Origin of the sequence: Microbacterium sp. SA156 (genome assembly GCF_049065455.1) — a bacterium.
In the GTDB taxonomy this organism is placed as follows: Bacteria; Actinomycetota; Actinomycetes; order Actinomycetales; family Microbacteriaceae; genus Microbacterium; species Microbacterium barkeri.
Window position 1 is genome coordinate 1 of record NZ_JBAKGU010000011.1, and the last position, 22,419, is coordinate 22,419.

Sequence of the window (22,419 nt, forward strand, 5' to 3'; positions counted from 1 at the left end):
GTGCTGGCGCAGGGCCCGGGCGATCGCCTGGATCCGGGTCGCCTCGCCCACGATCTCCAGCGCCTGCGTCCCATCCGGGAGCACCTTCACCCACACACCCCGCCGCGCCATCGCCGACCGATGCCGATCCGAGAACGACCGCGGATCCAACCTCTCCGCCAGAGCCTCCGCGAACACCCGCGTCTCGAACGGCGTCGCACCCTCCGCGTACCCGACGGCCGCAGCCTCGAACACCTCCCGCAGCCCATCCGGCAGCCGCATCCCGACCTGCCGGATCACGTCCGCGTGCCGACCCGTGATCCGCGCACCCTCCAGCGCCGCGAACGTCTCCGGGAACGACCCCACCAACACCATCGCATCCGAGATGCGGGTCTGCATCCGCCCCTTCGACTCCCCCAGAGCCGCCGCGAACTCCCCCGCCATCGCCCGGAACGGGAAGTCATACCGCGACGAGGCCGCCCCCGACCTCTCCAGCTGCGCCCGCGCGACCTCCCCCGCCTCAGCCAGCGCCTCAATCTCCAGCGCATCCGCCTCCGCCCGCAAAGCCCGCGCCCGACGCGCCCGCTCCACCGCCGAACGCGTCACCGCGACCTCCGCCGGGGTGAGCTCCCAACCCACCCCCGCATCCTCCCGCGGCATCGTCCTCGACATACCCCCACACTACCCACCCCATCGGACATTCCACCGAACAATCCCAAACTGTGGATAACTCTCGATCGAATCTATGACCGATGCAATACGGCGCGCATCTGGATCCGACGACCGAGCCGGTCCAGCCCGAGCCGCTGCTCCGTGGCCACGAGACCTCGCTCGAACGCCGTCGTCGGCTGCTCCTCGATGAACCCGCACCTCGCGTAGAACGGCGCGTTCCAGGGCACCTCCGCGAAGGTCCGCAGGGTCATGGATGCGTGTCCGCGCCGCCGCGCCTCGTCCTTCACGGCATCGACGAGGCGACGCCCGATCCCCTGACGACCGAAGGCGGGCAGCACCGACAGCTGCTCGAGATGCGCGGCTCCGTCCACCTCGAGCACATGCGCGAACCCGACGAGCGCGTCACCCTCCGCGACCAGGAGGAACCCGGGCTGCGCAACCCGATCCGCCCCGGCCGGCGCCGGATCCCACCGCTCCGGGGCGAGCAGGTCGACGAGCAGGCGATCCGCCTCGTTCTCGATCCGCTCGACATCGGCGAGATCCTGCGGAGCGACGGGGCGGATGCGGATGGCCATGGCGTCGAGCCTACAAACCGGCTCGTAGACTCGCAGGGTGACCGTCCTCCTCGCCGTGCTGCTCCTCGTCAACGCCGTCTTCAACGTCGTGGTGTGGCCGCGCTTCTGGAAGCGGGTGACAGCGGACCCCCGTGCACGCGATGAGCAGGGCCGCAGGACGGCCTTCTACACCGTGCACGCAGTGCTCATCGGCGCCGCCCTCGTGCTCGCGGCCGCCTCCGCGGTCGCCGGCGTCTGGGCGCTCGTCGCCTGACTCCGGCGGGTGCGCGACCTCGCCGCCGCCCGACGGACCGCCTAGGGTGAGCCCATGGACGATGATCGCCTGCGTCGCAAGTACCCCGTCTCCGCCATCGGCGGCGGGTTCGACGCCGTCTGGCGCCCCAGCGCGCACGAAGCGGATGAGGCGTGGCGCGCTCTCCAGATCGTGCCCGTCCCCGCGCCCTCTCCGGACAAGGGGCCGGGCGTCATCGACTTCGACGACGGCACCGTCACGATCGAGATCGACGAGTGACCGAGACGAGGAAAGGCCCCGCCGAAGCGGGGCCTTTCCTCGTGGACGAGACGACTTACTTGGAGCCGCCGAAGCCCTTGAAGCGCTGGTTGAACTTCTCGACGCGGCCGGCCGAGTCCATGATGCGCTGCTTGCCCGTGTAGAACGGGTGCGACGCCGACGAGATCTCCACGTCGATGACGGGGTACTCGACGCCGTCGAGCTCGATCGTCTTGTCGCTCGTGGCGGTCGAACGGGTGAGGAAGGTCTCGCCCGAGCCGAGGTCACGGAAAACGACCGGCTGGTACGTCGGGTGGATGTCAGTCTTCATGGTTGTCCTTGCGGGATCGATTCGATCGGATGAGAAAGTCTGCGGGCGCAGAAGCACCAAAGCCCAAGCTTATCAGACGTCGGACGCGGACACCGCGCGAGCCGCGTACCGTCCGTCCTGCTCGGCGACCGTGATGTCGAGACCGAACGTCGCGGTGAGGTTCTCGGCCGTGAGCGTGTCGCGGATCGGGCCCGCGGCCACCGCCTTGCCGTCGCGCAGCAGGAGCACGTGCGTGAAGCCGACGGGGATCTCCTCGACGTGGTGCGTCACCATGATCATCGCCGGCGTCCCGGGAGCGGCCGCGTAGCCGCTGAGGAGCTCGAGGAGGACCTCGCGCGCTCCGAGGTCGAGGCTCGCCGTGGGCTCATCCAGGAGGAGCAGCTCGGGGTCGGTCATGATCGCGCGGGCGATCTGCACGCGCTTCTGCTCCCCGTCGCTGAGCGTGCCGAACTCGCGGTCGGCGAGGTGGTCGAGTCGCCACTCGGCGAGCACGCGCAGGGCGCGGCGCTCGTCGATCCCCTCGTACTCCTCGTTCCACCGGCCGGTGACCGAGTACGCCGCCGTGAGCACCGTGTTCAGCACAGTCTCCTCCGCGGGGATCCGCTTGGCGAGCGCGCTCGAGGCGAAGCCGATGCGCGGACGCAGCTCGAAGACATCCGTGCGCCCGAGGCGCTCGTCGAGGATGTCGACGGTGCCGGAGGTCGGGTGCAGGTACGCGTCGGCCATCTGCAGGAGGGTGGTCTTTCCGGCGCCGTTGGGGCCGAGGACGACCCAGCGTTCGTCGTCGTTGACGGTCCAGCTGATGCCGTCGACGATGTTGCGACCACTGCGGCGCACCACGACGCCGTCGAACGAGAGCACGGGGAGCATGCCTCCAGCCTACCGAGGCGCTCGGGTCGGCTCGTCCGTGGCGCGCCCGCTACCCTCGTTGATCGTGACCCGCTTTCTCGTCGTCCTCGATGCCGATTCCACGCTCATCCGCAATGAGGTGATCGAGCTGATCGCCGACGAGGCCGGTCGCGGCCCCGAGGTCGCGGCGGCCACCGAGGCCGCGATGCGCGGCGAGGTCGACTTCTCCGAGAGCCTGCGGTCGCGCGTGAAGGCGCTCGCCGGCGTGCCGGTCGCATCCTTCGCGCGCGTGCTCGCGCGCATCGAGCCGACACCGGGAGTGCGCGAGCTCGTCGCCGCCGTGCACGAGCGGGGCGGGATGGTCGGGGTCGTCTCGGGCGGGTTCCACGAGATCCTCGACACCGTCGCACCCGACCTGGGCGTCGATGTCTGGCGCGCGAACCGGCTGCGAGCCGACGACGGCGTGCTCACGGGCGAGGTCGACGGCGCGATCGTCGACGCCGACGCGAAGGCGGCGTCGCTGCGCGCCTGGGCGGAGGAGCACGACGTGCCCCTCCGCCGCACGATCGCGATCGGCGACGGCGCGAACGACCTCCGGATGATCGCGGCCGCCGGGCTCGGCATCGCCTTCAACGCGAAGCCGGCGGTGCGTCAGGCGGCGCCCCTCGCCATCGGTCCGGTCGACCTGTGCGAGGTCATCCCGCTGCTGCCGTGACGAGCGGGCTCAGTGCCCCATGCCGAGTCCGCCGTCGACCGGGATGACGGCGCCGGAGATGTACGACCCGGCGTCCGACGCGAGCCAGGCCGTCACGCCAGCGACCTCGTCGGCGCTTCCGTAGCGGCCGAGCGGGATGGCCTTGCGGTACTCGGCCTGCGTCTCCTCGGGGAGCTCGGCCGTCATGTCGGTCTCGATGAACCCCGGGGCGACGACGTTCGAGGTGATCCCGCGGGCGCCGAGCTCGCGTGTGAGCGAGCGCGCGAAGCCGACGAGGGCGCTCTTGGACGACGCGTAGTTCACCTGGCCGGCCGAGCCGTACAGCCCGACGACGCTCGAGATGAGGATGACGCGCCCGAAGCGGGCCCGGATCATCCCCTTGAGCGCGCGCTTGACGACGCGGAACGACCCGCCGAGGTTCGTGCCCACGACCGCGTCGAAGTCCTCCTCGCTCATCCGCAGCATGAGCGTGTCCTTCGTGATGCCGGCGTTCGCGACGAGGATCTCGACGTTGCCGAGCTTCTCCTCCACCTCGGTGAACGCGGCGTCGAGCGATGCGGAGTCGGTCACGTCGGCGCGGACCGTGAGCGCGCCCTCGGGCCCCTCGCCGCTGCGCGCCGTGACGGCGACCCGGTACCCCTCCGACACGAAGCGCTCGGCGATGGCGCGGCCGATGCCGCGGTTGCCGCCGGTGACGAGGACGACGCGATCAGTGGTCACAGCTGGACTCCCGGTGTTCTGGGCCGATGGAACCGGACCAGCTTATGCGGGCCGCGCTCCCGCCGTCTCACGGCCCGCGCGCGGCGGCGCGAAGTAGGCTGAGAGCACCGTGAAGATCCGCAAGCCGCAGCCGCAGTCGGCGACCTCCCTCGATCGCGCTCCCCGCGATGACGAGTCGCACCGCATGCGCACCTACCTCCTGACGATGGGCGTGCGCACGCTCTGCCTCGTCCTCATGGTGGTCGTCGTGCCCTACGGCTGGTACACGTTCCTCTTCGCCATCGGCGCCGTCGTGCTCCCCTACATCGCGGTCGTGATCGCGAACGCCGCTCAGGCCGGCCGCGTCGCGCATGCGCAGGCGCCCGAGCAGCAGGCGCTCCCCGCGGCTTCGACGCCTTCCGAGGCGCCCGGGAGCCCCGGCGTCTTCCGCATCTCCGAGAGCGGCCGAGCGGATGGCGCGGCTCGCGCCGACGAGGACGAGGACGGCCGCGCGTGATCGGATTCGGCGGCGGGTTCGACGAACCCGTGTGCTCGCGCGCCGGGTGCCGCGAGAGCGCGACCTGGAGCATCCTCTGGCGCAATCCGAAGATCCACGCGGCCGACCGCCGGAAGACCTGGCTCGCGTGCGACGCGCACGTCGACTTCCTGCGGGACTTCCTCGCGAGCCGTGACTTCCCCCTCGAGGTCGTCGAGGGCGTCGGGATGGGAGAGCCCTCGTGATCCGCTCGCGGCTCGGCCGGTGGGGCGTGTACGTCCTCATCGCCATCCTCTTCGCGGTCGCCTGCGCGTTCCTGTCGCAGTGGCAGTTCGACCGCAACGAGCAGCGGTCCGCGGCGAACGCGCTCATCGAGCGGAACTACGACGCGCCGACGGCCCCGCTCGACGAGGTCCTCCCGCCCGGCGAGGGCTTCGACCCGGGCGACGAGTGGCGGCCGGTCGTCCTCACGGGCGAGTACCTCGCCGACGAGCAGCTCCTCGTCCGCAACCGCGCCCAGGGCGGGACGAGCGCGTTCGAGGTGCTCGTGCCGTTCGCCGTGGACGACGGGCGGATCCTCGTCGTGGACCGGGGCTGGCTCCCGCCCGGAGAGGGGGCCCTGCCCGACGCCGTCCCGGCCCCGCCCGAGGGGCAGGTCGAGGTGACCGTGCGCCTCAAGCCGGGCGAGCCGCTTCCCTCCTCCGGCCGCAGCGCGCCCGAGGGGCAGCTCCCGACCATCCATCTCCCATCCGTCGCGGAGCTCGCGGGCGACGCCACGATCGTCGACGCCTACGGGCTCATGGTCTCGGAGGATCCGGCGCCCGCGACGCGCCCGCACGCGCTCGAGGCACCCGAGATCGACCCGGGGCCGCACCTGTCGTACGCGATCCAGTGGATCCTCTTCGCGATCATGGGGTTCGTCTTCATCGGCTACATGATCCGCACCGAGGTCCGCGCACGGCGCGATGACGCGCTCGGCGACGAGGACGATGACGATCCGACGCCCCCTCGCCGCGCGCGACGACGCGATCGCGACGCCGACGAGGAGGACGCCCTCATCGACGGCCGCTGATCGGCCCGCTACGCGAGCGCCGCTCCGGCCCTACGCGAGGGTGATGAGGTCGAGGTAGCTCTTGTTCCAGATGTCCTCGACGCCATCGGGCAGCAGCAGGACGCGCTCGGGGTTCAGCGCCTCGACCGCGCCCTCGTCATGCGACACGAGCACGACGGCGCCTTCGTAGTGCGCGAGCGCTCCGAGGATCTCATCGCGCGACGCGGGGTCGAGGTTGTTGGTGGGCTCGTCGAGAAGCAGCACGTTCGCAGACGACACGACGAGCGTCGCGAGCGAGAGTCGCGTCTTCTCGCCGCCCGAGAGCACTCCGGCGGGCTTGTGCACGTCGTCGCCCGTGAACAGGAACGACCCGAGCACCTTGCGCGCCTCTGTCTCGTTGAGGTTCGGTGCCGCCGAGACCATGTTCTCGAGCACCGACCGCTTGACATCGAGGTTCTCGTGCTCCTGCGCGTAGTAGCCGATCTTCAGGCCGTGTCCGGGTTCGATGCGACCCGTGTCGCTCTTGTCGACGCCCGCGAGGATGCGCAGGAGCGTCGTCTTGCCGGCGCCGTTGAGACCGAGCACGACGACCTTCGAGCCGCGGTCGATCGCGAGGTCGACGCCCGCGAAGATCTCGAGTGCGCCGTACGACTTCGACAGGCTCGACGCCATGAGCGGCGTCTTGCCGCACGGCGCGGGCTTCGGGAAGCGGAGCTTGGCGACCCGGTCCTCCTGGCGCACCTCCTCGAGACCCGCGAGGAGCTTCTCGGCCCGTGCGACCATCTGGTGCGCGGCCGCGGCCTTCGACGCCTTCGCCCCGAAGCGCGCTGCCTGCTGCTGCAGCACCGACGCCTTCTTCTCGGCGTTCGCGCGCTCCTTCTTGCGGCGCTCCTCGTCGGCGACCCTCTGGCGCTGGTAGTGCTTCCAGCCCATGTTGTAGATGTCGATGACCTGGCGGTTCGCGTCGAGGTAGAAGACCCGGTTGACGGTCTCCCCGACGAGCTCGACGTCATGGCTGATGACGATCAGCCCGCCCTTGTAGGTCTTGAGGAACTCGCGCAGCCAGATGACGCTGTCGGCGTCGAGGTGGTTTGTGGGCTCGTCGAGGATCATCGTCTCGGCGTCGGAGAACAGGATGCGCGCGAGCTCGATGCGACGCCGCTGACCGCCTGACAGCGTCTTGAGGGGCTGATCGAGGATGCGGTCGGGAAGCGACAGGTTGTGCGCGATCGACGCGGCCTCCGCCTCGGCGGCGTAGCCGCCGAGCGCCTCGAACCGCTCCATGAGGCGCGCATAGCGCTTCATCGCCTTCTCGGCGACGGCGGCGTCGTCATCCGCCATCCGCTCCGACGACTCGCGGATGCCCGCGGCCAGGTCGCCGAGGTCGCGCGCGTTGAAGATGCGCGTGCGCGCGGTCTCCTCGGGGTCGCCGGAGCGCGGGTCCTGCGGCAGGTAGCCGATCTCGCCCGACTTCGTGACCGTGCCGTCGGAGGGGATGAGATCGCCGGCGAGCACCTTCGTCAGGGTCGTCTTGCCCGCCCCGTTGCGGCCGACGAGCCCGACCTTGTCGCCGGGGCCGACGCGGAAGTCCACTCCCGACATGAGGAGTCGGGCTCCGACGCGGATCTCGAGGTCGTGCACGGCGAGCACAGCGGCACCAGTTTCTCTCCGGGGGTTCTGCGGCCGAACGGCCAGCCTCCCAGTATAGGCGGGGGCGCCGCTCAGCCTCCTGGGAGAGGCGCCTACGCGAAGTAGAGGTCGTGGTGGAGGCGGCAGCGCTCGTTGAAGGCCCCGCCGCAGCGCGCGCACGTCGAGGACGAGAGGTACTCCGCGATGGTCGACGTCTCGCCGCAGCGGCCGCACAGGAGCGCGTGCTCACCCGCGGCATCCGCGGGCCACACCTCGCCCGGGTGGCCGGCCGCCTCCTCATGGCAGGAGTGGCACGGATACCAGCGGCGGCAGCACGGGAAGCGGATGGCGAGGACGTCGCGCGGTCCGTGCCAGTGCGCGCACCGCGTCTGAGCGTCGACGACCGCGCCGTGGACGAGGTGCTCCCCCACGCGCACGGGCATCACGCGACCCCGCGGGCGGTCAGCGCGTCGGCCACGCCGTCGGCATGGCGCAGCGACATCACGAGCAGCGGCAGCACGGCCCGGAATCCGAGCCTCACGCCCCGCGCGCGCTGTGCCTCGCGGATGCGCCGTGCGAAGTCGGCCACGACGGGCACGAGCGCGATCGTGAGGGAGAGCGTGAACGCGATCCGCCACGGATCCGCGCCGAACCGCGAGAGCGGTCGCAGGAGGCGCTCGAGTGCGGAGAGGAGCTCGTCCGTGCGGGTCGTGAGCGTGAGGAGCGCCGCGAGGAGCACGACCGACGCGACGCGCACCGTGTTGACGAGGGCCAGCGTCGGCCCGAGGAACACGAGCTGCGTCACCGCCATGAAGGCGACGATCCACCGCAGCGCCCAGACCTGCCGCAGCCATTCGCGTGGCCCGAAGCCGCCGAGGGCGAAGAGCCCGATGACGAGGACCAGCGCGGCGACCGCGGTGAGGGGCGTGTGCGGCCACAGCGAGATCGCCAGCGCGAGCGCGGCCATGACCGCGAGCTTCGCGCCCGCGGGCATCCGATGGATGACGCTGCCGCCGGGCCGGTACAGGGAGATCACGCGCGCTCCCCCGCGAACTCCGCTCGGTAGCGTGCGATCACGCCGTCAGGCTCGCCGACCTCGATCAGGCGGCCGTGCGCGAACCGGAGCGCGATGTCGCACCGCGCAGCGAGCTCGAGGTCGTGCGTGACGATCACGGTCTGCGCGACGACCTCGTCGATGAGGATGTCCGCGATGCGACGCGCGTTGCCGAGGTCGAGCAGGGTCGTCGGCTCGTCGGCGATGATGAGGCGCGGGCGGCGGATGAGCACCGAGACGAGCGCGAGCAGCTGCTTCTGGCCGCCGGACAGGCTGTAGGCGGGCTGGTCGGCGTGCGCGTCGAGTCCGTGCCGCTCGAGCTCGCGGGCGACGGCCGCGGCGACCTCGCCGCGCGAGAGCCCGCTCCCCTTGAGCGAGAGGGCGACGTCCTCGGCCGGAGTGGGCATGAGGATCTGCGCGTCGGGGTCGGTGAACACGAATCCCACGGCCTCGCGCAGCCGCTTCGGCTCGCGCACGACGTCGATGCCGTGGACCGAGACGACGCCCGACGTCGGCGCGACGAGTCCGTCGAGCACCCGAGCGAACGTCGACTTGCCCGAGCCGTTCGCGCCGATCACCGCGATCCGGCGCTGCGGCAGCTCGACGGAGACGTCCTGCAGGATGCGCGCGCCGCCGACCTCGACCGACACGCGATCGAGGCGGATGACCCCGCGCGCGTCACTCACCGGCGGCCTGCAGGGCGGGCTGCGGCGTGCGCCGAGGGAACGCGACGGGATAGGCGCGGTGCAGCGCGACCGCGAGCACCGTCGCGACGGCGGCCTTGATGAGATCGCCCGGCAGGAACACGGCGCTCGCGACGAGAGCATCGCCGAGGGGCAGGCCCATCACGAGGGCCTGCACCGGCACGCCGATCGCGTAGATCACGCCGATCCCGCCGACGACGGCGCCGACGGCCACCCGCCACCACGCGAAGCGACGGCCCGCGTGCGCGATGAGCCCGACGACCGCAGCGCCCGGGATCCAGCCGAGCAGATACCCCGCCGTGGGGCCGGCGAAGACGCCGAGCCCGCCGCGCCCGCCGGCGAGGACCGGGAGCCCCACCGCCGTCAGCACGACGACCACGAGCACCGCGGCGGCCGCGTTCCGCCATCCGAGCACCACGCCGGCGAGCATCACGCCCAGCGTCTGCGCCGTGATCGGCACGCCGACCGGGCCCGGGATCGGGCCGACCAGGCCGAGGGCGATGATGAGAGCGGCGAACACGGCGATGCGCGCGATGTCGCGGCCCTCGAAACGGCTCGGCACGGTCATGGGGGTCTCCTGTCGGCGGGGAACGCGTCCTGAACAGCGTTCACGTGAACGGCGTTCAGTATACTCATGGGCATGGCCGACGCGACGACAGCCCGCAACGATCGCGCCGGCATCGTCGAGGCCGCCCTGCGCATCCTCGACACCCACGGACTGGGTGATCTCACCATGCGGCGGCTCGCGGCCGAGCTCGACGTGCGCGCCAGCGCGCTCTACTGGCACTTCGACAGCAAGCAGGTGCTCCTCGCCGCGCTCGCGGATCGCATCGTGCGGGCGGCGGAGGTCGACGACGACGCCTCACCGGCCGAGGTCGCGCTCGCCCTCCGCGACGCGCTTCTCGCGCATCGCGACGGCGCCGAGGTCGTGCTGAGCACGCAGGCGCTCGCGCTCGGCGAAGACGCCCCCCGCCGACGGCTCGCCGAGGCGCTCGCCCGGACGCTCCCGCAGGACGACGCCGACCGCGGGGCCGCCATCCTGCTCCCGTTCGTCCTCGGGCACGCGTCGCTCGTGCAGCAGCGGCTGCAGGCCGCCGAGCTGGGTGTCGTGCCGGGTGACGGCGCCGACGCAGCGGATGCCGACTTCCGGCACGGCGTCGCGGTGATCCTCGCGGGTCTCGGCGCCGGCTGAGCGCGCTCAGACCTCGCGCGCGTGGCCCAGGCGCAGCCCGGGGACGAGCGCGGCCAGCGCAAGCAGGAGCCCGATGCCGAAGACCGCGGCGAACGCGCCCGACGCGCCCCCGAGGGCCGTGAACGCGAGCCCCATGACCGCCATCGTCGCCGACGCCCCCACCGAGTCGCTGATCTGGAGCGCCGAGGAGTTGAACCCCTGGTTGCGAGCCGATGAGTAGGCGATCGTGAGCACGGTGAGCCGAGGGTAGACGAGGCCCATGCCGAGTCCCGCGAAGCCCCAGAAGCCGATCGGCACCCAGGCCGGCAGGCCGAGCGCGGCCGTGAGCATGCACGCGGTGAGGGCGACCGCGAGCAGGGCGGCGCCCAGCAGCGCGATGCGGCGGTTCCCCATCCGATCTCCGAATCGCCCCGACAGCTCCGCCGACGCAGCCCAGGTGAGCGCCGCGACGGTGAGACCGGCCCCCGCCGTCGTCGGAGAGAACCCGAAGCGATCGATGAGCAGGTACGGCACGTAGATCTCGGCGCCGAAGAGCGCACCCGCGATGAGCCCGCGCATCACGATGACGCTCGGCAGTCCGCGAGCGAGGCGGATCGTCCGCGCCGGCAGGAGCGGCAGGATGGCCGCCGCGACGACGAGGAGCGATGCGGCCGCCGCGAGCCAGCCGAGCGCGCCCTCGATCTCGCCGGAGAAGCTGAGCGCGAGGGCCCCGACCGCGACGACGACCGCGAACAGGAGGCGTCGCGCGATGCCGCCCATGTGCGGCTCCTCCGGAGACGTGCGAAGGCCCCGCAGGCTGGGCGCGATCATCGCGAAGGCCGCGACCGTGAGGATCGCGATCCCCGCGAAGACCCACCGCCAGTGGAGGTACTGGGTGACCGCGCCCGCAAGCAGCGGGCCGACGAGCGAGGGGACGATCCACGCGGCCGAGAACGCCGCCATGACCCGACCCTGCACCTGCGCGGGGAAGACGCGTGCGACGACGACGTAGAGCGCGACGACCTGGCCTCCCGAGCCGAGTCCCATGATGAGCCGCCCGACGACGAGCGTCGTCATGTCGCCCGCGAGCGCGTCGATCGCAAGGCCCGCGACGAAGAACAGCGCCGCCGTGAAGAGCGGTGCGACGGGCCCCGTCCGATCCGACCACGCGCCGGCCGCGACCATCCCGATCACCGCGGTCGCGAACGTCCCCGAGAACGCGACAGCGTACAGGGCCTCGCCGTTCAGGTCGCTCGCCACGACCGGCATCACCGTGGTGACGGCGAGGGACTGGAGCGCGGCGAGGAAGATGAGCGCCACCGCGCCGAGCGTCGTGAGGAGGTACGGCCTCCGCCAGATGCTCGGCCCCGCGGTCGCGGGCACGACCGGCACCTGCCCCGACGCGGCGGCGCGGGGATCGACCCCGCTCACGACGCGATGAGCGCGCCGATGCGCCGGATGGCCGCCTCGAGGATCTCCGGTCCGGTGCCGTAGTTGATGCGCGCGAATCCCGCGCCCTCCGCGCCGAAGGACGGTCCGGGGTTGAGCGCGACCTTCGCGTCCTTGAGGATGCGCCGCGACGGGTCGTCGCCCCATCCGAGCGCGCCGAGGTCGACCCAGGCGAGGAAGCCGGCGTCGCCCGGCAGATAGCGCGCGCCGGGCACGTGCTCCGCGAGCAGGTCCGCGAGCAGGGCGCGGTTGGCGTCGAGTCGCGCGATCAGGGCGTCCAGCCATCCGTCGCCGTCCTCGAACGCCGCGATCCCCGCGAGGATGCCGAACAGCCCCGTGCGCCACTCGACCTCCATGGGGATCCGGCTCACGACGGCGTGCGCGGCGTCGGAGGCCGTGACGAAATGCGCGCATTTGAGCCCCGCGAGGTTGAACGCCTTGCTCGCGCTCGTGAGGGCGATGCCGACCTCGGCCGCCGTCTCGCTCGCCGCGAGGAACGGCGTGTACTCCGCGCCGGGCAGCACGAGCGGCGCGTGGATCTCATCGCTGATCACCCACGCGCCGTGGCGCGCGGCGATCTCGGCCAGCTCCGCGAGCGCCTCGCGCGCGTGCACCGTGCCGGTCGGATTGTGCGGGTTGCAGAGCAGGATGGCCTTCGCGCCGGCCGCGAACGCCGCGTCGATGCCGTCGAGGTCGAGCTGCCAGCCGGCGTCGGTGCGAACCAGGGGGACGCGGATGGCCTCGGTGGCCGACTCCTCGTGCACCGCGAAGAAGGGCGGGTAGACCGGCGGCGTGACGATGACGCCCTCGCCGGGGGCGGCCACCGCGCGGATGGCCTCGGCGACGCCCATCATGACGTCGCACGTCGTGCGCACGCGCGCGGGATCGACCTCCCAGCCGTAGCGGCGGCTCGCGAAGCCCGCGAACGCCTCCGGATAGCGCGTGCGCGGGGGCACGTACCCCGTGTCGCCGCGCTCGACCGCCGCGGTGAGCGCCTGCGAGATGGCCGGGGCGAGCGGGAAGTCCGTCTCGGCCACGAAGAGCGGCAGGACGTCGGCGGGGTACGTCGCCCACTTCGTGCTCGTTCGGGTGCGCAGGGTCTCCAGGGGCAGGGCGTCGAGGGGGGTGGTCACCCTTCGAGCCTAGACGCGGAACGACCCGGAGCCGCGGCTCCGGGTCGTTCCGTGTCGGTCGGTCTCAGATCGCGAATCCGAGGGCGCGCATCATGTCGCGCCCGTCGTCGGTGATCCGCTCGGGACCCCACGGCGGCATCCACACCCAGTTGATGCGGAAGCGGTCGACCACGCCATCGAGGGCCTGGGCCGTCTGCTCCTCGAGCACGTCGGTCAGCGGGCACCCGGCGCTCGTGAGCGTCATGTGGATGACGAGCGCGTCGTTCTCGTCGTCCCACGCGAGGTCGTAGATGAGCCCGAGGTCGACGACGTTGACGCCGAGCTCGGGGTCCATGACCTCCTTGAGGGCCTCGATGACCTCGTCGTACTTCTCCGGGGTGAGGGTCGCGGACATGTCGCGAGCCTACGCCTCGATCGGCTCGCCGGGGGCGAAGTACCGGTCGTAGCCCTCGTTCTCGAGGCGCTCGGCGAGCTCCGGCCCGCCCTCCTCGACGACCTGGCCCTTGACCATGACGTGCACGAAGTCCGGCTTGATGTAGCGGAGGATGCGCGTGTAGTGCGTGATGAGGAGGACGCCGAGGCCGGTGTTCTCCTTGGCGCGGTTCACGCCCTCCGAGACGATCTTGAGCGCGTCGACGTCGAGCCCCGAGTCGGTCTCGTCGAGGATGGCCAGCTGCGGCTTGAGGAGCTCGAGCTGGAGGATCTCGTGGCGCTTCTTCTCGCCGCCCGAGAAGCCCTCGTTGACGTTGCGCTGCGCGAACCTGTCGTCCATCCGGAGGTTCTTCATGCCCTCCTTGACCTGCTTGGTCCACGTGCGGATCGCCGGCGCCTCGCCGTCGAGCGCGGTCTTGGCGGTGCGGAGGAAGTTCGTCACCGTCACGCCGGGGATCTCGACCGGGTACTGCATCGCGAGGAACAGGCCGGCGCGGGCGCGCTCGTCGACCGACATCTCGAGGACGTCCTCGCCGTCGAGCGTGATCGAGCCGGAGGTCACGGTGTACTTCGGGTGACCGGCGATGGTCGACGCGAGGGTCGACTTGCCCGAGCCGTTGGGGCCCATGATCGCGTGGGTCTCGCCCGTCTTCACGGTGAGGTTGACGCCGTTGAGGATGGGCGTCGTACCCTCATCGGTCTCGACCGTCACGTGCAGGTCGCGGATCTCGAGGACTGCCATTTCAGATTTCCTTCTTCACATTCGGGTCGATGAGCACGTCGTCGCCGTCGATCTGGACGACGTAGACCGGGACGGGCTCGTAAGCGGGGAGGTTCAGGGGCTTGCCCGTGCGGAGCGAGAAGGCCGAGCCGTGGGCCCAGCACTCGAGCGATTCGCCCTCGACGAAGCCCTCGGACAGCGAGATGTCGCCGTGCGTGCAGACATCGCCGATCGCGTGCACCTCGTCGTTCGAGTCGCGCACGACCGCGATCGGCACGCCGTCGACGACGACCCTCAGCGCGGTGTCGGGCTCGAGCTCGCTGAACGAGCACACACGGGACGCGGTCATGCCGCCGCCCCGTCTGCGAGCTCCTTCTCGATCGCGGCGACGAGCTCGTCCTGCAGGCCCGGCACGTCGATCTTCTGCGCGATCTCGTTCAGGAAGCCGAGGACGACGAGGCGGCGCGCCTCGGCCTCGGTGATGCCGCGCGCCTGGAGGTAGAACAGCTGCTCGTCATCGAATCGACCGGTCGCGGACGCGTGGCCGGCGCCCTTGATGTCGCCGGTCTGGATCTCGAGGTTCGGGATCGAGTCCGCGCGCGCCCCGTTCGTGAGGATGAGGTTGCGGTTCGCCTCGTAGGAGTCGGTCCCGGTCGCGTCGGGGCCGATGAGCACGTCGCCGATCCAGACCGAGCGGGCCGTGAGGCCCTGCAGCGCGCCCTTGTAGAGCACGTCGCCGGTCGTCTCCGGGCCCTTGTGGAAGAGGTAGACCTGGCTCTCGAGGTGCTGGCCGTCGTCGGCGAACGCGAGGCCGTAGACCTCGCCGTTCGCGCCCTGGCCGGCGAGCTCGACGTTCGGGTTCACCCGGACGACGCCGCCGCCGAAGCTCACGACGACGTGGCGGAGCGTCGCGTCGCGGTCGACGCGCGCCTGGTGGGCAGCGGCGTGCACGGCCGAGTCGTCCCACTGCTGCACCGAGACGACCGTGAGCTGGGCGCCGTCGCGCACGAGGATCTCGACGTTCTGCGCGTACTGGGCCGTGCCCGTGTGCCGCAGCACGACGGTGGCCTTCGACAGCTCGAGCGCCTCGATCACGATGTGCGCGTCAGCGCGGCGGTCAGCGCCCTGGCCGTCGACGAGGACGACGATCGGCTCGGCGACCTCCTCCTCGCGCGGAACGCGGATGTGCAGCGCCTCGGCGGCCCCCTGCCAGGCCACGGCGGCCGGCAGGTCCTCGGGCTCGAAGAACTCGCCGCGCGGCGCCGTGCCGGCGGCGAGGGGTGCCGCGGCGTACTGCCCGCCCGAGACGAAGGTCGTGGTCACGCCGTCGTTCGCGTCGGCGACCGCGAAGAGCGGCGCGATGCGGTCGACGGGCGTGTGCTTCCAGTTGACCTCGCGGCCCGTGGGCGTGCCGAAGTCGGCCGGCTCGTAGGAGCGGAGCCGCTCCGAGCGCGTCTGGACGGGGACGACGGCGTCGTCGCGGAGAGCCGCGGCCGGGTCCACGTGAGCGTGCGTGTCCTGCGCCGTCTGCTCCGGCGCCTGCGTCGGGGTCGTCATCTAGCCGACCGATCCTTCCATGCCCATCTCGATGAGCTTGTTGAGCTCCAGTGCGTACTCCATGGGCAGCTCGCGCGCGATCGGCTCGATGAACCCGCGCACGATCATGGCCATCGCCTCGTCCTCGGGGAGGCCGCGGCTCATGAGGTAGAACAGCTGCTCCTCGCTGACCTTCGAGACGGTCGCCTCGTGGCCGAGCTGCACGTCGTCGACGCGGATGTCGATCGCCGGGTAGGTGTCGCTGCGCGAGATCGTGTCGACCAGGAGCGCGTCGCAGCGCACGGTGTTCGCCGAGTGGTGCGCGTTCGCGTCGACGCGCACCTCGCCGCGGTAGCCGGCGCGGCCGCCGCCGCGGGCGATCGACTTCGAGACGATCGACGACTGCGTGTACGGCGCCATGTGGATCATCTTCGCGCCCGCGTCCTGGTGCTGGCCGGGGCCCGCGAAGGCGACCGAGAGGGTCTCGCCCTTGGCGCGCTCGCCCATGAGGAAGATCGACGGGTACTTCATCGTCACCTTGGAGCCGATGTTGCCGTCGATCCACTCCATCGTCGCGCCCTCGTGCGCGATCGCGCGCTTGGTGACGAGGTTGTAGACGTTGTTCGACCAGTTCTGGATCGTCGTGTAGCGCACGCGGGCGTTCTTCTTCACGATGATCTCGACGACCGCCGAGTGCAGCGAGTCGCTCTTGTAGATGGGAGCCGTGCAGCCCTCGATGTAGTGGACGTACGAGTCCTCGTCGGCGATGATGAGCGTCCGCTCGAACTGGCCCATGTTCTCCGTGTTGATGCGGAAGTAGGCCTGGAGCGGGATCTCGACGTGGACGCCCTTGGGCACGTAGACGAACGAGCCGCCCGACCAGACGGCCGTGTTCAGCGCGGCGAACTTGTTGTCGCCGGCCGGGATGACCGTGCCGAAGTACTCCTCGAAGAACTCGGGGTGCTCGCGCAGCGCGGTGTCGGTGTCCATGAAGATGACGCCCTGCGCCTCCAGGTCCTCGCGGATCTGGTGGTACACGACCTCCGACTCGTACTGAGCCGCGACGCCCGCGACGAGGCGCTGGCGCTCGGCCTCGGGGATGCCGAGGCGCTCGTACGTGTTCTTGATGTCCTCGGGGAGGTCCTCCCAGGACTGCGCCTGCTTCTCGGTGGAGCGGACGAAGTACTTGATGTTGTCGAAGTCGATCTCGCTGAGGTCGGCGCCCCACGTCGGCATCGGCTTGCGTCCGAAGAGCTGGAGGCCCTTGAGACGGTTCTTGAGCATCCATTCCGGCTCGCTCTTGAGGGCCGAGATGTCGCGCACGACGGCCTCGCTGAGGCCGCGCCTGGCGCTCGCGCCAGCCGCGTCGGCATCGTGCCATCCGAACTCGTACACCCCCAGTCCTTCGAGCTCGGGGCGGTCGATCAGCACATCAGACATGACGCTTCACACTCTCCTCAGGGGTCTCGCAGCGGTGTCATCCGCCCCGGTCGCTCGGAGCGGAGCGGCCGTCTGTGGGACCCGGCTTCCGGCGCGATCGCTCGCGCCTACACTGTTAGTGGATGCGCTGAGCGCACGCGCCCGCATCCTCAGTCACCCACGATTCTACAGGTTCCGCCTCGTTCGGCGCCGTTCGCGCCGGACGCTCAGGCGAACCGCAGGAGGCGCCTCGCCATGCCCGCCGACACCGCACCATCCGCCGCCGCCGACCTGCGCACGCGGTTCGTCTCCTGGCTTCCGACCGCGGTCGACGCGCGCGTGCGCGTCGCGGCCTGGCTGTCGTTCATCGCCGAGACGGTCATCATCGGCACGGGCGGCGCCGTGCGCCTCACGGGGTCGGGCCTGGGCTGCTCGGAGTGGCCGCTGTGCACGCCGGAGTCGCTCGTTCCGACCCCCGAGATGGGCGTGCACGGACTCATCGAGTTCGGCAACCGCACGATGACGGGCGTCGTCGGCCTCGTCGCCCTCGCCGTGCTCGTGCTCGTGTGGCGGATGCGCACCGAGCGCCGCGATCTGTTCGCGCTCGCGGCGATCGTGCTCGGCGGCATCGTCGCGCAGGCCGTGGTCGGCGGCATCACCGTGTGGACGGGGCTGAACCCCTTCATCGTCGGCTTCCACTACGCCGCGTCGCTCACCCTCGTGTGCCTGACCGCGGCGTTCCTCGTCCGCGCGTACGACGCACCGGGACCGCGCAGCCTCGCGGTCCCCCGCTGGTACCTGATCCTCACGCACGTCACGTCCCTCGTGCTCGCGGTGACGATCCTCTTCGGCGTCCTGACGACCGGCTCCGGCCCGCACTCGGGCGACGCCGAGGTGATCCGCCGCGGGTTCGACGCGACGGTCCTCGCCCACGTGCACTCCTGGCCCGGCTACATCCTGCTCGGGCTCGTCGTCGTGCTCCTCGCGGCCGCCTGGACGCTCCGCCTGCCGACGCGCCGCTGGATGGCCGTGCTGCTGCTCGCGATCGGCGTGCAGATCCTCGTGGGAGTGATCCAGGCGAGGAACGGCCTGCCCGAGCTGCTCGTCGGCATCCACATGGTGCTCGCCGCGCTGTCGGCAGCGACGTTCACGGTGGTCGTGCTGCGGATGAAGACGCCCGCTGCGCTCCCCCGCGACTAATCGGCCGTCGCGGTCGCGACGAGGATGCCGCGGGCCAGCGAGTGGAAATGACGCTGGAATCCGAGGATCGACGGCGTCGCGTCCGACGTGATGTCGAGGTGCTCGACGTCGAGGGCGTCCACGACGAAGAAGTAGCGGTGGACCCCCGTGCCCGGAGGCGGCCCCGCGCCGATGTAGCCGGGGACCCCCGCCTCGTTGCGCAGGGTGATGCCGGGCGTGCGCCCCGCCTCGCCCGTCGCGAACGACGTCACGTCGGCGGGCACGTCGTAGACCGCCCAGTGCCAGTAGCCGGCGCCCGTGGGCGCATCCGGGTCGAAGCACGACACGGCGTACGACCGCGTTCCCTCCGGCGCGCCCGACCAGCTGAGCTGGGGCGACGTGTCGGAGCCGCCGCCGGCGGATCCCCACTGCGCGAGAGGCAGCGGCTGCCCCTCGGCGATGTCGGTGCTCGTGAGCGCGAGCGGCGCGAAGCTGCGCAGCGTCGCGAGCTCGGCGTACGGATCGTATGAGAACACAGGACTCCTTCCGATCGGCGTCGCGTCCAGACTAGCGAGAGCGCCGCTGCTCCTCCGCGAGCATCACGAGGATGCCGCTCGGGCCGCGCAGGTAGGTCAGGCGGTAGACCCCCTGGTAGTCCGCGACGCCGCGCAGCGGGCGACAGCCGTGCCGGGCGGCGATCTCGAGCGCCGCGTCGAGGTCGTCGACCGAGAACGCGACGCGGTGCATCCCGATCTCGTTCGGGAGGGTCGGCTCCGTCTCGAGCGCATCGGGGTGGAGGTACTCGAAGAGCTCGAGCCGTCCGCTCCCATCCGGCGTCTCGAGCATCGCGATGCGCGCGTGGTTGCCGTCGAGTCCCACCGCCGTGTCCGCCCATTCGCCGCTCACCTCGTCGCGCCCGATGACGGCGAGGCCGAGATCGCGGAAGAACGCGATCGCCTCCTCGATGTCGCGGACGGCGATGCCGACCTCGATGTCGCGGACGGCGATGCCGACGTTCTCCATCCTGATGCCCATGGGCGGCACGATAGGCCCGCGAGGGCGCGACCACCAGAGCCGCGGTTCACAGAGGACGCATAGCCCGCGCATCGACGGCGCCCTGGCCAGGTCGCGAGGGTGGACCCCGCGCCGAGATGCGGCGCACAGAGGAGGATCATGACTCACCCCGCCCGTCTGACCCGCAGCGCCGCGTACTGGACGCTCGTGCTCGCATCCGTGCTCGCGATCGCGGGCGGCCTCGCGCTGTCTCTGCCCCGCATCGGCACCATGGAGGAGATGCTCCTGAACGGCACGGCGACCGGCGTGGAGGTGTACGTCGGCCAGGCCTGGATCACCCTCGCTGCGGGGCTCGTGGGCGCGGGCGCCGTCGGGCTGATCCTCGCGCTCGCCCTCGCCGCCGCGAAGGCCCTCGTCGCGCCGCGCGCCGCCGAAGCGCAGGCCCCGGCGGCGTCCGCCGAGGACGAGCCCATCGACGACGAGCCCGCCGACGATGAGCCGGCCGCGCACGTGCACACCGCGCCGGCCATCTCGGAGCCCGCCGAGATCCGCTGAGGGCGCAGGTCGGGTGCCGGGGCGGCTCAGGCCTCTCCGGCTCCCGACCGGTCGCGGCGCAGTCGCGACCCCATGTCGATGAGGGCGACAGCGAACGCGACCGCGACGAAGAGCGCGACCGACATGAGCCCGATCGCGTAGGCGTCGTGGTACACCTCGAGCGCCGGCTTCTCGGCCGTCTCGCGGTAGATCGTCGCGTAGAAGAGCGAGAGACCGACCGCCGTGCCGATCGCGGTGCCGACGCGCTGTCCGAGCTGCCCGATCGATCCGGCGACGCCGCCCTGCACGGGCGGGATCTCGGCGAGAGTGAGCGTCTGGTTGGGCGAGATGACCATGCCGCCGCCGAGGCCGCCCACGACCATCACCGCGGCCATCGCCCAGGGCGTGGCGGCCGGCGGGATGAACAGCGCGGTCACGGCGAGCCCGACGACCGTCGCGAGCACGAGGACGAGGCCGACGACGACCACGGGGCGCCCGAAGCGCCCGACGAGCTGACCGCCGAACCACGACGAGACGGCGCTCGCGAGGGCGAACCCGATCGTGACCATGCCGGCGTGCAGCGCGGACACGCCGAGGCCGGTCTGCAGGAAGAGGGTCGTGAGCAGGAACAGGGCCGGCAGGCCCGTGAAGTACGCGGCCATGATAATCGTGCCGTTGCGGAACGACGACACGCGGAACAGGCGCAGCGTGATGAGGGGCGAGCCGCCCCTGCGCTCGTATCCGCGCTCCCACGCGACGAAGGCGGCCGCGAACAGCACGAAGACGACGAGCGTCCACCACCGCTCGGGGGCGTCGTCAGGCGAACCCGTCGTGAAGAGGAAGGGCAGCATGAGCGCGACGACCGCGACGCCGAAGAGGAGCACGCCCATGGGGTCGAGCGAGACCGGGTCGCGGCTCGGCCTGCGCAGCTCCGGCAGCAGCCACAGGACGAGCCCGAACGCGATCGCGAACAGGGGGACGTTCATCCAGAAGATCCATCGCCATCCGTCGGCCTCCCCGCCGACCGCGATGAGGAGGCCGCCGATCGTGGGGCCGAAGGCCGTGGCGAGGCCGATCATCGCGCCGAAGAGACCGAAGGCGGTGCCCCGCTCCCTGCCCGTGAACAGCTGCTGGATGGTGCCCATCACCTGCGGCATCTGGATGCCCGCTGCCACGCCCTGCAGGAGCCGCGCTGCCAGCAGCACCCAGATGTCGCCCGCGAGCGCGCACGCGGCGCTCGACAGCGTGAAGAGCACGAGGCCGATGAGCAGGAGCGACTTGCGTGACCGCTGGTCGCCGAGGCGACCCATCGGCACGAGCACGAGCCCGAACGCGAGGATGTATCCCGAGACGACGAGCTGGAGCTCGGTCGATCCGGCGCCGAAGGCCGTCTCGATCGCAGGGAGCGCGACGTTGACCTTCGAGATGTCGAGGATCGTGAAGCCCGACACGCTCACGCAGACCCAGAACGCCTCCCACCGGCGGCGGTCGGAGATCGGGATGGAGCGGGTCGGCGGCTGCGCGGGAGGGTTCGTCATCACTCAGAACGCTACCCCTGCGCGCGCCGGACGCGTCAGAACGGCAGCAGCGGGTCGACCGCGACGGCGACGAAGACGAGCGTGAGGTACGTGATCGACGCGTGGAAGACGCGCATCGGGCGCGGTCGGCTCTCGCCGTCCTGCTCGAGCACCGTGCGGTTGTAGAGCCGGTGCGACTCGTAGATGAACCAGCCGCCGAAGACGAGCGCCGACACCGAGTACACGAGGCCCATGCCGGCGACCGGGATCAGCAGGAGCGAGCACGCGACGGTCGCCCATGCGTAGAGGATGATCTGCAGGCCGACCTGTGATCCCGATCGCGTGGCCCCGAGCATCGGGACGTCGGTGTTCTCGTAGTCGACCGCGTACTTGATGGAGAGCGGCCAGTAGTGCGGCGGCGTCCACAGGAACACGAGCGCGAAGAGGATGAAGGGCGCCCAGTCCAGGCCGTTCGTGACGGCGGCCCAGCCGATGAGCACCGGGAAGCACCCGGCGATGCCGCCCCAGACGATGTTCTGCTCGGTGCGGCGCTTGAGGATCATCGTGTAGATCACGACGTAGAAGAAGATCGCGAACGCCGACAGCGACGCCGTCAGGAGATTCGTCGTCGCCAGGAACCAGACGGTCGAGACGATCGCGAGGGTCCACGCGAACACGAGCGCGCTGCGGGGCGAGATCTCCCCCGTCACGATCGGCCGGTTCTCGGTGCGCGCCATGTGCGCGTCGATGTCGCGGTCGATGTACATGTTGAACGCGGCCGCGGACCCGGCGCTCAGCGATCCGCCGATGACGGTCGCGAGCACGAGCCAGAGGTTCGGGACGCCGTTCGCGGCGAGGAACATGACCGGCACGGTCGACACGAGCAGCAGCTCGAGCACGCGCGGCTTCGTGAGCGCGACGTACGCGCGGATCTTCCGGCCGAGACGCTGACGCGAGGTCCGATCCGAATCGACGATCGTCGTGGACATGCGCTCACGTCTCCCCTCGGCTGGCACAGGCACATCCGATTCTAGGCCATCGGCGCGCCGCCCGGATCCTCCTCACACCCG

Annotated in this window: 30 protein-coding genes; 9 read left to right on the plus strand and 21 right to left on the minus strand. The window is 71.1% G+C overall.

Annotated elements, in window-relative coordinates:
- Together ACOWU6_RS11280 and ACOWU6_RS11285 are read right to left on the minus strand one after the other, a co-directional pair.
- The coding region (locus ACOWU6_RS11280) for a DUF222 domain-containing protein (protein ID WP_421075737.1) at positions 1-618 on the minus strand (618 nt) is incomplete at its 3' end.
- Positions 619-722: 104 nt separating this feature from the next.
- Positions 723-1,226, minus strand: a complete 504-nt coding sequence (locus ACOWU6_RS11285) for a GNAT family N-acetyltransferase (protein ID WP_421075738.1) — start codon at positions 1,224-1,226, stop codon at positions 723-725.
- Positions 1,227-1,263: 37 nt separating this feature from the next.
- On the opposite strand from ACOWU6_RS11285, the gene ACOWU6_RS11290 reads away from it, so the two are divergent.
- Together ACOWU6_RS11290 and ACOWU6_RS11295 are read left to right on the plus strand one after the other, a co-directional pair.
- Positions 1,264-1,479 carry an SCO4848 family membrane protein gene (locus tag ACOWU6_RS11290; protein WP_271174076.1) on the plus strand — a complete coding sequence of 72 codons (216 nt, stop codon included), beginning with the start codon at positions 1,264-1,266 and terminating at the stop codon, positions 1,477-1,479.
- 54 nt (positions 1,480-1,533) lie between these two features.
- On the plus strand, positions 1,534-1,737 hold the full coding sequence (locus ACOWU6_RS11295; protein ID WP_421075739.1) for a hypothetical protein: 204 nt from the start codon (positions 1,534-1,536) through the stop codon (positions 1,735-1,737).
- Positions 1,738-1,792: 55 nt separating this feature from the next.
- Here ACOWU6_RS11295 and ACOWU6_RS11300 read toward each other — a convergent pair whose 3' ends face one another.
- Positions 1,793-2,047, minus strand: a complete 255-nt coding sequence (locus ACOWU6_RS11300) for a type B 50S ribosomal protein L31 (protein ID WP_271174074.1) — start codon at positions 2,045-2,047, stop codon at positions 1,793-1,795.
- A 72-nt stretch (positions 2,048-2,119) separates the two neighbouring features.
- The gene (locus ACOWU6_RS11305) at positions 2,120-2,917 is read right to left on the minus strand and encodes an ABC transporter ATP-binding protein (protein WP_282979847.1); all 798 of its coding nucleotides are present in this window, start codon (positions 2,915-2,917) and stop codon (positions 2,120-2,122) included.
- Positions 2,918-2,975: 58 nt separating this feature from the next.
- Between ACOWU6_RS11305 and serB the strand changes: the two genes are divergently transcribed.
- Complete coding sequence (gene serB / locus ACOWU6_RS11310; protein WP_421075740.1) at positions 2,976-3,611, plus strand: phosphoserine phosphatase SerB; 636 nt, start codon at positions 2,976-2,978, stop codon at positions 3,609-3,611.
- 9 nt (positions 3,612-3,620) lie between these two features.
- On the opposite strand, the gene fabG is transcribed toward serB, so the two are convergent.
- Complete coding sequence (fabG, locus tag ACOWU6_RS11315) at positions 3,621-4,331, minus strand: 3-oxoacyl-ACP reductase FabG (RefSeq protein ID WP_421075741.1); 711 nt, start codon at positions 4,329-4,331, stop codon at positions 3,621-3,623.
- Positions 4,332-4,440: 109 nt separating this feature from the next.
- Between fabG and ACOWU6_RS11320 the strand changes: the two genes are divergently transcribed.
- Genes ACOWU6_RS11320 through ACOWU6_RS11330 form a run of 3 tightly spaced genes read left to right on the plus strand, consistent with a single transcriptional unit; the run spans position 4,441 to position 5,878 of the window.
- Positions 4,441-4,827 (plus strand): DUF3099 domain-containing protein, encoded by a 387-nt coding sequence (locus ACOWU6_RS11320; protein WP_282979844.1) that lies wholly within the window; start codon positions 4,441-4,443, stop codon positions 4,825-4,827.
- Entirely contained in the window at positions 4,824-5,051 is a 228-nt protein-coding gene (locus tag ACOWU6_RS11325) for a hypothetical protein (protein WP_421075742.1), read from the plus strand. Before ACOWU6_RS11320 ends, ACOWU6_RS11325 begins: the two co-directional genes overlap by 4 nt.
- A complete protein-coding gene (locus tag ACOWU6_RS11330) occupies positions 5,051-5,878 on the plus strand; it encodes an SURF1 family protein (protein ID WP_421075821.1) in 828 nt (275 codons plus the stop codon). The genes ACOWU6_RS11325 and ACOWU6_RS11330 overlap by 1 nt, the downstream gene beginning before the upstream one ends.
- Before the next feature lie 30 nt (positions 5,879-5,908).
- Here ACOWU6_RS11330 and ACOWU6_RS11335 read toward each other — a convergent pair whose 3' ends face one another.
- The 5 genes from ACOWU6_RS11335 to ACOWU6_RS11355 form a co-directional block, all read right to left on the minus strand.
- Positions 5,909-7,507: an ABC-F family ATP-binding cassette domain-containing protein gene (locus ACOWU6_RS11335; RefSeq protein WP_421075743.1), complete on the minus strand. Its 1,599-nt coding sequence runs from the start codon at positions 7,505-7,507 to the stop codon at positions 5,909-5,911.
- A 92-nt stretch (positions 7,508-7,599) separates the two neighbouring features.
- Positions 7,600-7,929 carry a CHY zinc finger protein gene (locus ACOWU6_RS11340; protein WP_421075744.1) on the minus strand — a complete coding sequence of 110 codons (330 nt, stop codon included), beginning with the start codon at positions 7,927-7,929 and terminating at the stop codon, positions 7,600-7,602.
- Entirely contained in the window at positions 7,929-8,522 is a 594-nt protein-coding gene (locus tag ACOWU6_RS11345; RefSeq protein WP_421075745.1) for a CbiQ family ECF transporter T component, read from the minus strand. Before ACOWU6_RS11345 ends, ACOWU6_RS11340 begins: the two co-directional genes overlap by 1 nt.
- Positions 8,519-9,226: an energy-coupling factor ABC transporter ATP-binding protein gene (locus tag ACOWU6_RS11350; protein WP_282979837.1), complete on the minus strand. Its 708-nt coding sequence runs from the start codon at positions 9,224-9,226 to the stop codon at positions 8,519-8,521. Before ACOWU6_RS11350 ends, ACOWU6_RS11345 begins: the two co-directional genes overlap by 4 nt.
- On the minus strand, positions 9,219-9,812 hold the full coding sequence (locus tag ACOWU6_RS11355) for a biotin transporter BioY (RefSeq protein ID WP_421075746.1): 594 nt from the start codon (positions 9,810-9,812) through the stop codon (positions 9,219-9,221). The genes ACOWU6_RS11350 and ACOWU6_RS11355 overlap by 8 nt, the downstream gene beginning before the upstream one ends.
- Positions 9,813-9,884: 72 nt before the next feature.
- On the opposite strand from ACOWU6_RS11355, the gene ACOWU6_RS11360 reads away from it, so the two are divergent.
- The gene (locus ACOWU6_RS11360; protein ID WP_282979835.1) at positions 9,885-10,436 is read left to right on the plus strand and encodes a TetR family transcriptional regulator; all 552 of its coding nucleotides are present in this window, start codon (positions 9,885-9,887) and stop codon (positions 10,434-10,436) included.
- 6 nt (positions 10,437-10,442) lie between these two features.
- Here ACOWU6_RS11360 and ACOWU6_RS11365 read toward each other — a convergent pair whose 3' ends face one another.
- The 7 genes from ACOWU6_RS11365 to sufB form a co-directional block, all read right to left on the minus strand.
- On the minus strand, positions 10,443-11,846 hold the full coding sequence (locus ACOWU6_RS11365; RefSeq protein ID WP_421075747.1) for an MFS transporter: 1,404 nt from the start codon (positions 11,844-11,846) through the stop codon (positions 10,443-10,445).
- Positions 11,843-12,997, minus strand: a complete 1,155-nt coding sequence (locus tag ACOWU6_RS11370) for a MalY/PatB family protein (RefSeq protein WP_282979832.1) — start codon at positions 12,995-12,997, stop codon at positions 11,843-11,845. Before ACOWU6_RS11370 ends, ACOWU6_RS11365 begins: the two co-directional genes overlap by 4 nt.
- A 64-nt stretch (positions 12,998-13,061) precedes the next feature.
- Positions 13,062-13,391 (minus strand): metal-sulfur cluster assembly factor, encoded by a 330-nt coding sequence (locus ACOWU6_RS11375; RefSeq protein WP_271174059.1) that lies wholly within the window; start codon positions 13,389-13,391, stop codon positions 13,062-13,064.
- Positions 13,392-13,400: 9 nt separating this feature from the next.
- Positions 13,401-14,171: a Fe-S cluster assembly ATPase SufC gene (sufC, locus tag ACOWU6_RS11380; protein WP_271174058.1), complete on the minus strand. Its 771-nt coding sequence runs from the start codon at positions 14,169-14,171 to the stop codon at positions 13,401-13,403.
- 1 nt (position 14,172) lies between these two features.
- Positions 14,173-14,499 (minus strand): non-heme iron oxygenase ferredoxin subunit, encoded by a 327-nt coding sequence (locus tag ACOWU6_RS11385; protein ID WP_271174057.1) that lies wholly within the window; start codon positions 14,497-14,499, stop codon positions 14,173-14,175.
- Positions 14,496-15,707 (minus strand): Fe-S cluster assembly protein SufD, encoded by a 1,212-nt coding sequence (gene sufD / locus ACOWU6_RS11390; RefSeq protein WP_271174056.1) that lies wholly within the window; start codon positions 15,705-15,707, stop codon positions 14,496-14,498. Before sufD ends, ACOWU6_RS11385 begins: the two co-directional genes overlap by 4 nt.
- Positions 15,708-17,126, minus strand: a complete 1,419-nt coding sequence (sufB, locus tag ACOWU6_RS11395; RefSeq protein ID WP_271174055.1) for a Fe-S cluster assembly protein SufB — start codon at positions 17,124-17,126, stop codon at positions 15,708-15,710. It lies immediately after the preceding gene.
- 234 nt (positions 17,127-17,360) lie between these two features.
- Between sufB and ACOWU6_RS11400 the strand changes: the two genes are divergently transcribed.
- Entirely contained in the window at positions 17,361-18,305 is a 945-nt protein-coding gene (locus ACOWU6_RS11400) for a COX15/CtaA family protein (protein WP_421075748.1), read from the plus strand.
- Here the strand turns inward: ACOWU6_RS11400 and ACOWU6_RS11405 are convergent.
- Both ACOWU6_RS11405 and ACOWU6_RS11410 read right to left on the minus strand, forming a co-directional pair.
- Positions 18,302-18,820, minus strand: coding sequence for a YbhB/YbcL family Raf kinase inhibitor-like protein (locus ACOWU6_RS11405; RefSeq protein WP_271174053.1), 519 nt, complete (start codon positions 18,818-18,820; stop codon positions 18,302-18,304). The genes ACOWU6_RS11400 and ACOWU6_RS11405 overlap by 4 nt on opposite strands.
- A gap of 31 nt (positions 18,821-18,851) precedes the next feature.
- Positions 18,852-19,319 carry a VOC family protein gene (locus ACOWU6_RS11410; protein WP_421075749.1) on the minus strand — a complete coding sequence of 156 codons (468 nt, stop codon included), beginning with the start codon at positions 19,317-19,319 and terminating at the stop codon, positions 18,852-18,854.
- Between the two features lie 138 nt (positions 19,320-19,457).
- Here ACOWU6_RS11410 and ACOWU6_RS11415 point away from each other — a divergent pair, with 138 nt between their 5' ends.
- Positions 19,458-19,853 (plus strand): dinucleotide-utilizing enzyme, encoded by a 396-nt coding sequence (locus ACOWU6_RS11415; RefSeq protein WP_421075750.1) that lies wholly within the window; start codon positions 19,458-19,460, stop codon positions 19,851-19,853.
- Positions 19,854-19,879: 26 nt separating this feature from the next.
- On the opposite strand, the gene ACOWU6_RS11420 is transcribed toward ACOWU6_RS11415, so the two are convergent.
- Together ACOWU6_RS11420 and ACOWU6_RS11425 are read right to left on the minus strand one after the other, a co-directional pair.
- Positions 19,880-21,370, minus strand: coding sequence for an MFS transporter (locus ACOWU6_RS11420; RefSeq protein ID WP_282979825.1), 1,491 nt, complete (start codon positions 21,368-21,370; stop codon positions 19,880-19,882).
- Between the two features lie 35 nt (positions 21,371-21,405).
- Positions 21,406-22,338 carry a heme o synthase gene (locus tag ACOWU6_RS11425; protein WP_271174049.1) on the minus strand — a complete coding sequence of 311 codons (933 nt, stop codon included), beginning with the start codon at positions 22,336-22,338 and terminating at the stop codon, positions 21,406-21,408.
- Positions 22,339-22,419: the final 81 nt, after the last annotated feature.